The sequence below is a fragment of the Kaistia terrae genome (assembly GCF_026344005.1).
Taxonomy (GTDB): Bacteria; Pseudomonadota; Alphaproteobacteria; order Rhizobiales; family Kaistiaceae; genus Kaistia; species Kaistia terrae.
The window spans coordinates 16293-28003 of sequence record NZ_JAPKNH010000001.1; the positions used below are offsets into that span (position 1 = coordinate 16293).

At 64.0% G+C, this 11711-nt stretch carries 13 protein-coding genes; 5 read left to right on the forward strand and 8 right to left on the reverse strand.

The genetic code is table 11. The features are described 5' to 3' along the window. Positions 1-108 precede the first annotated feature (108 nt). From OSH12_RS00085 to OSH12_RS00095, 3 genes are all read right to left on the reverse strand, one after another. Positions 109-894 (reverse strand): hypothetical protein, encoded by a 786-nt coding sequence (locus OSH12_RS00085; RefSeq protein WP_266341466.1) that lies wholly within the window; start codon positions 892-894, stop codon positions 109-111. 103 nt (positions 895-997) lie between these two features. Further along, entirely contained in the window at positions 998-1753 is a 756-nt protein-coding gene (locus tag OSH12_RS00090; protein ID WP_266341467.1) for an NYN domain-containing protein, read from the reverse strand. A 112-nt stretch (positions 1754-1865) separates the two neighbouring features. Beyond that, positions 1866-2960: a PA0069 family radical SAM protein gene (locus tag OSH12_RS00095; RefSeq protein WP_266342408.1), complete on the reverse strand. Its 1095-nt coding sequence runs from the start codon at positions 2958-2960 to the stop codon at positions 1866-1868. A gap of 157 nt (positions 2961-3117) precedes the next feature. On the opposite strand from OSH12_RS00095, the gene OSH12_RS00100 reads away from it, so the two are divergent. Further along, entirely contained in the window at positions 3118-3711 is a 594-nt protein-coding gene (locus OSH12_RS00100; protein ID WP_266341468.1) for a glycosyltransferase, read from the forward strand. Positions 3712-3717: 6 nt separating this feature from the next. Here OSH12_RS00100 and moaB read toward each other — a convergent pair whose 3' ends face one another. From moaB to OSH12_RS00120, 4 genes are all read right to left on the reverse strand, one after another. Next, positions 3718-4272, reverse strand: a complete 555-nt coding sequence (gene moaB / locus OSH12_RS00105; RefSeq protein ID WP_266341469.1) for a molybdenum cofactor biosynthesis protein B — start codon at positions 4270-4272, stop codon at positions 3718-3720. A 69-nt stretch (positions 4273-4341) separates the two neighbouring features. Beyond that, on the reverse strand, positions 4342-5217 hold the full coding sequence (locus OSH12_RS00110; RefSeq protein ID WP_266341470.1) for a 4-(cytidine 5'-diphospho)-2-C-methyl-D-erythritol kinase: 876 nt from the start codon (positions 5215-5217) through the stop codon (positions 4342-4344). A gap of 29 nt (positions 5218-5246) precedes the next feature. Next, complete coding sequence (locus OSH12_RS00115; RefSeq protein ID WP_266341471.1) at positions 5247-7250, reverse strand: tetratricopeptide repeat protein; 2004 nt, start codon at positions 7248-7250, stop codon at positions 5247-5249. A gap of 146 nt (positions 7251-7396) precedes the next feature. Beyond that, the gene (locus OSH12_RS00120; protein WP_266341472.1) at positions 7397-8416 is read right to left on the reverse strand and encodes a polyprenyl synthetase family protein; all 1020 of its coding nucleotides are present in this window, start codon (positions 8414-8416) and stop codon (positions 7397-7399) included. 223 nt (positions 8417-8639) lie between these two features. Between OSH12_RS00120 and OSH12_RS00125 the strand changes: the two genes are divergently transcribed. The 4 genes from OSH12_RS00125 (at position 8640) to OSH12_RS00140 (ending at position 10854) form a co-directional block, all read left to right on the forward strand. After that, on the forward strand, positions 8640-8870 hold the full coding sequence (locus OSH12_RS00125) for a putative signal transducing protein (RefSeq protein ID WP_266341473.1): 231 nt from the start codon (positions 8640-8642) through the stop codon (positions 8868-8870). A 4-nt stretch (positions 8871-8874) separates the two neighbouring features. After that, positions 8875-9705, forward strand: coding sequence for a tRNA1(Val) (adenine(37)-N6)-methyltransferase (locus OSH12_RS00130; protein WP_266341474.1), 831 nt, complete (start codon positions 8875-8877; stop codon positions 9703-9705). A gap of 12 nt (positions 9706-9717) precedes the next feature. Beyond that, a complete protein-coding gene (locus tag OSH12_RS00135; protein WP_266341475.1) occupies positions 9718-10590 on the forward strand; it encodes a S49 family peptidase in 873 nt (290 codons plus the stop codon). A 75-nt stretch (positions 10591-10665) separates the two neighbouring features. Continuing rightward, complete coding sequence (locus OSH12_RS00140) at positions 10666-10854, forward strand: hypothetical protein (RefSeq protein WP_266341476.1); 189 nt, start codon at positions 10666-10668, stop codon at positions 10852-10854. A 43-nt stretch (positions 10855-10897) separates the two neighbouring features. On the opposite strand, the gene OSH12_RS00145 is transcribed toward OSH12_RS00140, so the two are convergent. Further along, entirely contained in the window at positions 10898-11398 is a 501-nt protein-coding gene (locus OSH12_RS00145) for a hypothetical protein (RefSeq protein WP_266341477.1), read from the reverse strand. Positions 11399-11711 lie beyond the last annotated feature (313 nt).

The window sequence follows — 11711 nt, forward strand, 5'->3', positions numbered from 1 at the left end:
TGCAAGCATGTGCCGCTGGCGCCGACGCCGCACTGTGTCAGGCAAACCAAAAAAAGGCGCCGGGTTGCCCCAGCGCCTGGATCTCGAAGCGTGCCTGAACGCTGGCCATCAGCCGGCCAGTTGGCGGAACTCGTTCTTCAGGAAGTTGCCGACCCGCTTGCCGCGGTTCCGCATTTTCTCGAAGGCGGTCTGGTCGACGAAGTAGGTGTGCAGGATGCTGTCGCGCGAGGTCGGCAGCACGCCGGTCGGGTCAACCGAATGCCAGGTGTTGTCGCCGACCGCGAACGCATAGCCATGGTTCGGGACGAAATCCATCTGCTTCACGCGAGTGAAGCCACCCTCGGGCTCTTTCGAGGAAAACACCGTCCCAACGCCGTTCAGCGCTTCATCGCGCGGCAGATAGAGCTGGACCGTGATGCCCTTCCAGCGCGTATCGGTGTGTTCGGGGATGCGGTAGCCGGACGTATCGCGGGTCAGCATCGGGATCGGGAAGAAATCGCTGGCCTTGTAGGCGGTGCCGAAGCGCCGCTTCAGGCCCGGCTCCAACCGCTCGACGAAGGCGTCACGGACGGGGACGGAGCAGAGCGCCGCGCCGATCATGTTCCAGAGTTCCTTGCGCCGCCCCTCAAGGTGACGCAGGTATTCCGGGAAAAGGTCGACCTTGACGCGGGTCGCGCTGCCGTCGTCGCGGATGTTGACATTGCCACGTCCTGCAAGGGCGCGGAAATGTCCGGCGGACGGCATCAGTTCCTGCATCTCGGCATAAATGTCGGCCGGGAAGATTCCGTCCAGGACGAGGTGATAGAAGGGATCGTCGTAGGCTTCGGCCGCGCGGATCGCCTGCGCGATGTGGCTGACCAGATAGTCGAGATCCGATTTGGTGGACTTGAGCACGGGCGCCCCGCTGCGATGGATATAATTGTGAGTATTTTACTCAGCAAAGCGCCACGCCGCAATGGCATCGGGGGCGCAGGTATCTCCCGATACGCGACGGCGGCTATTTGACCTTCAACCGGATCATCACAGCGCGCCCACCGGCCTGCAGGTCGACCCGACGCACTTCAACACCGGCAACCGTCTCCATCAGATCGACAAGCTTGCGGAAGCCGTAATTGCGCGGATCGAAGTCGGGCATGCGCTTGAACAGGATTTGCCCCACAGGGCCGAGATGCGCCCAGCCGTCGTCGCCGGAGACGTCCTCGATAGCGGCGAAAATTTCATCGCGGGGCAGGCGAGGGGCCGTCTTGGTCGGCTCCTTCGCAGCCTTGGCTGCCGGACTGCCGTTCTTTTCCTGCCGCTCTTCCGCCAGCAGCAGGTCGCAATAGAAGAAGCGGTCGCAGGCGGCGACATAGGGCTTGGTCGATTTTTGCTCGCCAAAGCCATAGACGACGAGGCCGTCTTCACGGATGCGGCTGGCAAGCGTCGTGAAATCGCTGTCGCTGGAGGCGATGCAGAAGCCGTCCAGGCCCTTTTCGTGCAGCATGTCCATCGCTTCGATGGCGAGTTTCATGTCGGTCGCGTTCTTGCCGACAGCGGCCGGCGGAACGTGGACGGGGGTGAGTGCATGGGAGTGCAGCAGGGGCTGCCACTGGTTCATCGCGCTGGAGGCGAAGTGACCGTAGACGCGCCGGATGACGATGCGGCCGATGGTCGAGGCCTCGCGAATGATGATCGGCAGGAAGTCTGCCCGAACATTGTCGGCGTCGATAAGCAAAGCGAGTTTTTGCGTTGCCCCGGGAACTTGATCCGCCAATTCTCACTCCGATCGTCGCGATGGCGGCGGCTGTCGGACTTCGACGCAGAGCGCCTGTCACCAGCGCGCCAGATGCCCTCTTCTTAGCACAGAAGCCCTTCTCCGGCGCAGCCTAGAACAGGCTGAGCTGAGCGGGCTGATGCACAGGCGGGGAAAACAGGTCGGTGCGAAGCTTCAGATGACGCCGGTTGAGTTCGAGGCGCTGCGCCGCGATCTCGAAACGGCGACCGATCTGCCAGGCATAGGGGCCTTCGCCCTTCTGCCGCTTGCCGAACTCCGCGTCATAATCCTTGCCACCGCGCATGGAACGCAGCACCGAAAGAACGTGGCGGAAGCGGTCGGGATGGTGCCGCAGCAGCCATTCCTTGAAGATCTCGCTGACTTCGAGCGGCAGGCGCAGCAGCACATAACCGGCCTCCGTCGCGCCGGCGGCGGCAGCGGCGTCGAGGATGCGCTCGATCTCCGAATCATTCAGCGCCGGAATGACCGGAGCGACCAGAACCCCTACGGGAATGCCGGCGTCGGCCAGGCCGCGCACCGCGTCGAGCCGCCGCCCGGGCGTCGCCGCCCTCGGCTCCATCTCGCGCGCCAGCTTGCGGTCGAGCGTGGTAATCGAAAGCGCAACCTTGGCCAGGCCTCGCTCCGCCATGCGGCCGAGAATATCGATGTCGCGCAGCACCAGCGCCGACTTCGTGACGATGCCTACCGGATGGTTGAACCGCTCCAGCACTTCGAGGAGATCGCGCATCATGCGGTGCTGGCGTTCGATCGGCTGGTAGGGATCCGTATTGGTACCGATGGCGATCGTGCGCGGCTTGTAGTTTGGATCCGACAGCTCTTTCTCGAGCAGCTTGGCGGCGTCGGGCTTGTAGAAGAGCTTCGATTCGAAATCGAGCCCCGGCGACAGACCCATATAGGCGTGGGTCGGACGAGCGAAGCAGTACGAGCAGCCATGCTCGCAACCCCGATACGGATTGATCGAACGGTCGAAGGCGATATCCGGCGACTCGTTGCGCGTGATGATCGTCTTCGCCTTCTCCGGCATCACTTCCGTCTTGAACGGCGGCAATTCGTCCAGCGTCTGCCAGCCATCGTCGAACGGCATCGACTGGAAGCGCTCAAAGCGCCCAGAGCTGTTGCTCTGGGCGCCTCGTCCGCGTCGACGGTCAGGATCAATCGACGCGGCAAGAGCCTTATCCGCCGGCATGAGCAGCGGGTCGAGATGCGGCGGAAGGGAGCGAGCGAGCGACATGAAACGACTCATACGCCCAAGTTGAGAACAAAACAAGAACGCTGCGCCTTGCGACGCAACGTCTCGGCGGATTCACCTCGCAGTTGCACAAAACTCGGCCTAAAGTCGCGGGATGATCAGCGTCATTCTTCCAACCCACAATGACGAATTGGTGCTGGCGCACGCGCTGGCGGCGCTTGTGCCGGCGGCTGCCGACGGCATGGTGCGGGAAGTGATCGTCGTCGACTGTGGGTCGACTGACGGCACGATCGCCGTGGCCGATGCGGCAGGTTGCCGGATCCTGGACGGCACGGGCGTGCGTGGCACGGACCTCGCGGCGGGAGCGGCCAAGGCACGATCCGACTGGCTGTTGTTCCTGTCGCCTGAAGTCATGCTCGAGCCGGGCTGGCAGCGCGAGGCGCGCGAGTTCATCGACCGGCTGGCCATGGCAGGAGGGGGAAACGACAGGGCGGCCGCGTTCCGGCACGCGAACGCCGGTTTCGGCTGGCGCGCGCGATTCTCGGAAGTCAAGGCGTCGGTCCGCTCACGCCTGTTGGCATCGCCCTCCTTGAAGGAGGGGCTGCTCGTACCGGCCGCGCTCTATCGCGCCGTGGGTGGTCACCGCCCGAAGCTCGGCAATATTGAAGGTGATCTTGCCCGTCGTATCGGCCGCGGTCGGCTATCGTTCCTGCGCGCCCGTGCCGTATCGCGCGGCGTCGTCGCCTGAGCCGCCTCAGGCCTTCAGCTTGCCGCGCTTCAGATGCTCGTCCAGGCGGGGCATGATCTCGACGAAATTGCAGGGCCGGCTGCGATAGTCGAATTGCACGCGGAGGATGCTATCCCAGGCATCCTTGCAGGCGCCCGGCGAACCCGGAATCGCGAAAATAAAGGTCGAGTTGGCGACGCCCGCCGTGGCGCGTGACTGAATCGTCGACGTGCCGATCTTGTCGTAGCTGATGCGATGGAAGATCGCGGAAAATCCGTCCATGCGCTTCTCAAACAGCGGCTCGACCGCCTCCGGCGTCACGTCGCGGCCGGTGAAGCCGGTGCCACCGGTGCTGATGATGACGTCAATCTCGGGATCGTCGATCCAGCAGGAGACGATGGTGCGGATCTCCTCGACGTCGTCAGGGACGATAGCGCGTTCGGACAGGATATGGCCGGCGGCCCCGATGCGGTCGGCGAGTGTCTTGCCGGACTGGTCGTTTTCCAGCGATCGCGTATCCGAGACCGTCAGGACGGCAAAGCGGACGGGAATGAAGGGAAGGCTTTCGTCGGTGGTGGCCATGGCCGAATCCTCATCATTCGCGCTGAAGCCAGACAGACATAACGCTCGGCGCGAGGCGAGGAAAGGGTGTCAGGCGCCCTCGGCCGTGGTGGCGACGACCCACCATTCGGGATGCTGGGCGGCAATGCGTTCTGCGGCGAGTTTTGCCATGGTGGCGTCTGCGAAAAGGCCGAACACGGTTGCGCCGGAGCCTGACATGCGCGCCAACAGGCAGCCAGTGGTCGCGTTCAGCGCCGCGAGTGCATCCGCGATCACGGGCAGCGCTCCGACGGCCCCGGCTTCAAGGTCGTTACGGGTCTGAATCAGCCACTCGGCCAGGGCGGCGGCATCAGCGAAGGCAAGCGGGAACTCGGGCAGGGGCAGGTTGTCTGCATGCTCGAGCCGCTTGAAAACGCTGGGCGTCGAGACGGCTACACCGGGGTTGACCAGCACCATCGGCAGCGTCGGGAAGTGGCGCAACGGTTCGATCCGTTCGCCAATGCCGGTCGCTCGCAAGGGGGTCGAGCGCAGGCACATTGGGACGTCGGCACCGAGGCGCGTCGCCATGGCCAACCGTGTGTCGGCGCCGGCGGAGGGCAGGGGGGCGATTGTGTCCAGTAAGCGGAGCGTCGCGGCTGCATCGGCGGATCCGCCGCCAATGCCGGAAGCGACAGGCAGGCGTTTGATCAGGCGAAGCGCCAGGCCGTCGATCCGGCCGCCCGCCGCCGCGTGAGCGCGGGCCGCGCGCAGCACGAGATTGTCGGAACCGCTATCTAACCCGGCCGCGAACGGCCCGACGATATCGAGTGTCGGCTCGGTGGTGTCGGGAGCCGCGATGGCCTCGATCGTGTCGCCAATGGCGGCGAACACAACAAGGCTGTCGAGCCGATGATATCCATCGGCGCGACGACCGGTGATGTGCAGCGCAAGGTTGATCTTCGCCGGAGCGAAGGCCGACCCGAGCAAGATGCCCGGATCCGCCCCGGACCCCGAGGTCATTGCGCCGTGTCGAACTGCGGAATGTCGATGACCAGGCCCGGAACGATGACGTTCGGGTTGGGCAGCTTGTCACGATTCGCTTCGATCAGGCGGCTGTAGAGCTCTCCGTCGCCATAGATCTCAAGCGCGATCTTCCAAAGACTATCGCCTGTGGTGATCGTGAAATGGCTGACATCCTTGGCGCCCGACTCGGCTGCCTTGGCAGCGCTGCCGGGCTTGGTCTCGTTCGGCTGGGTGGAGTCCACTTTCACCGGCGCGGATTTTTCCTCCGCTTCGACTTTGTCGAGGCCCTTGGCGAGCTTGGCAAGGATGCGTTCCTTATCGGCCGGCTCGGGATTGAGATCGCGGGCGTGGGCCCACTGGAACGTTGCCTCGAGCTTGCGTCCGACTTTCCAGTAGGCGTCGCCGAGGTGGTCGTTGATCGTCGCGTCATCGGCCTTCAGCGAGATGGCGCGCTCGAGATGGCCGACTGCCTCTTCGTACTTTTCCTGCTTGTAGTAAGCCCAGCCGAGGCTATCGACGATGTAGCCGTCGTTCGAGCGGAGCTCGACGGCCTTCTTGATCATGTCGGTGGCGCGTTCGAGATTGAGCCCGCGGTCAATCCAGCTATAGCCGAGATAGTTCAAGACCTGCGGCTCATCCGGCGCAATCTCCAGCGCCTTCAGGAAATCGACCTCGGCCTTCGACCATTGCTGGGCGCGCTCATAGGCGATGCCACGGAAATAGTAGATCAGCCAGTTGCGCGGATTGTCTTCGGTGATCGCGTCGATCGCCTTGGTGTAGAGCTTGGCGGATTCGGCGTAACGCTTGCCGGTGCGAGCGATCGTGGCGAGCGTCGTCAGGGCGTCGATATCGCGCGGATTGCTGGCGATCAGTCGCTTGAGGCGCTTGACGGCTTCGTCCGACTTGCCGGCGGCATCCAGACTCAGCGCGACCTGGAGGTCGGCATTGCGACGTAGCGGCGAAGCCTTGGGAACCTTGTCGAAAATCGGGATCGAGCGTTCGAAGCGCTGCGCGTTCTGCGTCAGGTCGCCGAGCGCCATGATCACCAGATCGTTCGTCGGCTGCAGGTAGTTTGCCAGCCGCAAATAGATGGTGGCGAGATCGGCGCCGCCGTTTTCGCCGCCGAGCGCCGAACCCAGCCCGTAGAGTACTTCGCCGGCGCCCTCCTGGGCGTTGCGGACGAGCGGCGCGGGCTTCTTGCCGGCGTTGACTTCTTTCTGAAGCGCGGCGACCAGGGGGTGGCCGACGCTGTTCTGCGTGAAGCGGTCGAGCGCCTGCTTCGCTTCGTCGATCTTGCCAGCTCTTGCCATCATCCGGGCGTAGGCCTCGGTGATGCGCAGCGAGCCGCCTTCGGCCTCATAGGCAGCGGTGATAGCCTTCAACGCCGCATCGGTGCGACCTGCATTTTCGTTGATCAGCGCGGCATTGAAGTTCTTGAACACCGAATACCATTCGGGGCCCTGCATCGTTTCGACGATCTTGAGGGCCGCGTCGGTCTGGCCCTGTCCTTGCGCTGCCCAGGCGGACAGCAGCCCTGACGAGATGTTGGCGAGGGGCCCACGGTCGCTCTTGCCGAGATGCTTGCTGGCATCGACGAAATTCTTGGTCTTCAGCGCCTTCACGCCCAGAACCAATTGGCCCATTCGCATGTCGGGATTTAGCTCGACAAGCTGCTCCGCCAGCGGAATGGCGCGATCGATGTGGCCGTTGGCGAGCAGCAGCGTGAACGTGCGCTCGATCAGAATCGGATTTTCCGGATCCTGGCTCAACGCTTCTTCGAACAGAGCCGTGGCCGAATCATAGTCCTGCGCGTTGACCGCGCTCAGGGCAGCCAGATAGCTGCCGGACAATGTCGGCATGGCGTCGTCGAGCAATTCATTGATCGACGTTTCGCCTGGGGTTGTCGCACCGGCGAGCAGGCTGGTGCTGGCGAGAAGGGCCAGACAGATCGCGGCCGTGCGAAGCGGTCGGGCGTAGGGAGCAAGCGTGCGGCGCATCGAAATCCTGTCTGATACCGAGTGTTGGTATAGAACCTCGATCCCGAGGCTGAACAAAGAGGATGGCGCTTTTAGGACCACCCGGCAAGCGAAGGCGCAGGGAGAGCCGACAGCGTAGCCGCCGCGCACCCTCTGCGCCACATCTGTCAGTGCGCGCGCTCGATGCAGAAGTCGATGACTTCCAGCAGGGCTGCTTTCCAGGCCGTGTTCGGGAAGGTCGCCAACGCGTCGCGGGCCACCGAGCCAAAATGACGCGCCCGTTCGATCGTCTCATCGATCGTGTCGTGCGAGCGAAGCAGCGCGATCGCCTTTTCGAGGTCTCCTTCGTTGATCTCGCCCTTTTCGAGCGTGCGCTGCCAGAAGGCGCGCTCGGCTTCGGAGCCGCGCCGGTAAGCGAGCACGACGGGGAGCGTGATCTTGCCTTCGTGAAAATCGTCGCCGACATTCTTGCCGAGATCGGCGGAATTGCCGCCGTAATCGAGCGCGTCGTCGATCAGCTGGAAGGCGAGGCCGAGATTGGTGCCATAGGAACGGAACGCAGCGCGGGCGTCGCGCCCCTTGTCGGCGATGATCGGGCCGACTTCGGCCGCGGCCGAGAACAGCGCCGCCGTCTTGGCCTTGATCACGGCGAGATACTCATCCTCGGTGGTCGCCATGTTCTTGGCGGCCGAGAGCTGCATAACTTCACCTTCGGCGATCACCGTGGCGGCAGTCGACAGCACGTCGAGCGCATCCATAGAGCCGACTTCCACCATCATGCGGAAGGCCTGGCCGAGCAGGAAATCGCCGACGAGGACGCTGGCCTGGTTGCCCCAGACCATGCGCGCCGTCTGCTTGCCGCGCCGGAGCTCGCTCTCATCCACCACGTCGTCATGCAGCAACGTCGCCGTATGCATGAACTCGACGCTGGCCGCCAGCTTCACATGCCCGTCGCCGTGATAGCCGGACATCCGCGCCGCGGCGAGCGTCAGCATCGGGCGCAGGCGTTTGCCGCCAGACGATATGAGATGCTGGGCGACCTCGGGGATCATCTCCACATCAGATCCGGCTTTCGACAGGATGATCTGGTTCACCAGATCCATGTCAGCCGATACTAGCGCGACGAGAGGCTCGATCCGGGCTGCGCCCTTCTTCTTGCTCTCGTCGAGCGGAACTACCAATCCCACGGGCAACGCTCCCGGTTCGCCTCTGTTTCGCCGGGGACAATAGGGGGGGAGAGAGATCGGAACAAGTGACACGATGGCTCGGGGATGCAACCAAGTTGCCGAGCGGGGCATTTATGCTGCATTGCGAGACAATCGAGGTCGCAGCACGCCTCATTGCCGCCGCGCCCGGCCGGCCTTAGGCTCGGCAGGGTGGGACATTGCCGACAACAGCCCTTGAGGGGACATGGAAGAACTCATCCGTACCAACGACATCGTCATGATTTCCTTCGTCGAGGCCCTTTTGAAGGATGCCGGCATTGAACATCTGGTGGTCGATCAGAACATGAGCGTCATGGAGGGCTCGCTTGGCGTGCTGCCCCGCCGTGTCCTAGTCCTGACCGAACAACTGGAAGAAGCCAGGACATTGCTGGTGGATGCAGGCGTCGGCGGCGAACTTCGGCCGGAGGCGCTCTAGCATCATGCTGGACACAGCGTTCGAGACAACGACGGATGCCTTCCTAGGCGGATTGGTGGAAGCCGTCCAGCCGGCGCGAGGGCATCATCGCTCGGGTCTCGATGCCATCATCTTGGCGGCAGCGCTGGGGCGTGGCGTTCGTGGCCGTGTTGTCGATATGGGCGCGGGAGCCGGCGTCGCGGGATTTTCGCTCGCCGCGCGCGCCAGAGCGGCGCATGTGGTGCTGGTAGAGCGCGAAGTTGAGCTTGTCGCCTGCGCCCGCGAGGCGCTCGCTCGACCTGGCAATGCGGATTTCGCGGACAGGGTCGATGTCGTTTGCGCGGATCTCCTGGCCGGGGAGGCTCGCAAGGCGGCAGGGTTGCTGCCGGGAAGCTTCGACCACGCGTTGATGAACCCGCCTTTTCACGACCGCGGCAGCGTCCGCGCCTCGCCGGATGATTTTCGGGCCCGCGCCCATGTGCTGGGCGATGGTGGTCTGGACGACTGGTTCCGCGCCGCCGCGGCACTCATCCGGCCACAGGGGACGCTCGCCGCGATTCTTCCGGCCGACAGGCTGCCGGCTGTTCTTACCGCCTGCGACGGTCGATTCGGCGGGTTGGCGGTCTTGCCGCTCCATCCCCGGGCCGAGGAGCCCGCCACGCGGGTTTTGGTGCGGGGCGTCAAGGGAAGCCGCGCCACGATGCGGCTCTTGCCGGGCCTGATCCTGCATGGCATGGCGGGCTCCGCCTTTCTGCCCGGTCTGGTCGCTATTCTGCGCGATGGCGCGTCGCTTGCCGATATTCACCCCGTCTGGTCCGACCCGCTCTGGGGCGAGGCCGCAATCAATCCCACCTGAAGGTTAGTCGCCGTGTTCCAGGATCTCAAAGCAACGATTTTGAAGCGGCTGCCGGCTCGTTTCCGCAAGGAAGAGGTCGTGGTGCCTGTCGTGCGTCTTGCCGGGGTGATCGGCGCCGTCTCGCAGTTTCGCGCCGGCATGACGCTGTCGAGCGTCGCACCGCAGCTGGAGCGGGCCTTTGCCATGAAGCAGGCGCCGGTCGTAGCGATCCTGATTAATTCGCCGGGCGGGTCGCCGGTGCAGTCGCACCTGATCTTCAAGCGGATCCGGGCTCTCGCCGAGGAGAACAAGAAGGACGTGATCGTCGCCGTCGAGGATGTCGCGGCCTCGGGCGGGTATCTGATCGCGCTGGCTGGCGACGTTATCATCGTCGACCAAAGCTCGGTCGTCGGTTCGATCGGCGTTGTCTCGGCCGGCTTCGGTTTCGAGAAGCTGATCGAAAAGATCGGCATCGAGCGTCGCGTCTATACGGCGGGAGAGAGCAAGGCGATGCTCGATCCGTTCAAGCCCGAGAAGGAAGCCGATATCCAGCACCTGAAGTCGCTGCAACGCGACGTGCATGACATGTTCATCGACCTGGTGCGGGCGCGCCGTGGCGAGCGGCTCTCCGATGATCCGACGCTTTTCTCCGGCGCATTCTGGTCCGGCACACGAGGACTGGAGCTGGGCTTGGTCGACCGAGTCGGCGACCTGCGTTCCTATTTGCGCGGTCGGCTCGGTGACAAGATGCGCATGGTTTTGGTTGCGCCGAAGCGCGGCGTCTTGGCGCGGTTCGGCGGTGGTGGCGCGGGAGGCCTTGCCTCCGCCGCTATTGCGTCCAATATGGTGGACAGTGCGGTCTCCACGCTGGAGGAACGCGCGCATTGGAGTCGCTTCGGGCTCTAGTCGCGGGCCGGGTTTTCCCGGCGGTTCTCCGGCACGTCGATCGAGCGAGCCTTGGGCTCGAGAGGGAAGGAATGGATGATGCCGCAGGTATTGATGTTCGCGCTTCTGGGCACTTTGGGCGTGGTCGCCGCCCGGACCTTCATGAAGACGCGCGAGCGCGTCGCGGTTCGGGTTCGGGAAGCCGAGCGCGCCATGGCAAATCGGCCGATGGCGACTCTGGTTCAGGATCCCGCGACCGGCATCTATCGCCCGCGCGACCTCTGACGGCTTCTGCCTTCCTGGTAGCGGGCGCGATTTCGCGCCCGACCTAGTCGACCTGGCGCATCGCGCTCCGGTGAATGGCGCATTGCCGTTCTGCCGCACGACGGACGTTGCGGTGAATTCCCTCGCAGCTTGATGGGGCCCGATAGTTCGGGTCGCTGTCATTCGGGCAAATGCAGGACATGGCCTGGGAAATGCAGCTGCCGGGCATGTTGGCGTAGCCAAATTCCCCGCAGCCAATCGACCGCATACCACCATCGCCACTGCCACCACCACCATTCGGGCCACCGGGAACGGTCGAGGACGGCGTGCGTGACGGCGCTGCCTGCTGAGCGACAGCCGGGGCGATGTCTGCAATGAAAAGAGATGCGACGGCGAAGGCCGCCAGCGAAATGGAAATGCGCTTGGTCATCATGGTGCTCCTCTGAGCTTGCCATCGATGACGACGCGATATCCGGACCGACATCGTGTCGGCCGCGCGCTTCATGCGTTCCCGTTCGGGATCCTGCGTCGGGATCGAAGTCCCGGCCGACGGCAGGTGCACCATCTGCCATTCCCTTACGGAGCTCTATGACCGGGGTCACATTTACGCGACCCCGGAAATTTCAGGCTTCAAGCTCAGTTCCGCCCTATTGGATCAGGCCTACCGGCGGCGGATTGCAATACCAGGGCGTGTTTGCGTAGCCATATTGAGAACAATCGTAGTTCGGCATGCTGCTGCTACTGCCGCCTCCAGTGCTGCTGAACAGGTTGAGCAATGGCGTGCGGACGGGCGGTGTCGGCGGGGTTGGACCGCCGCCGCCGCCGCCACCACCTCCGCCTCCGCCGCCCCCGCCACCACCTCCGCCGCCGCCGCTAGG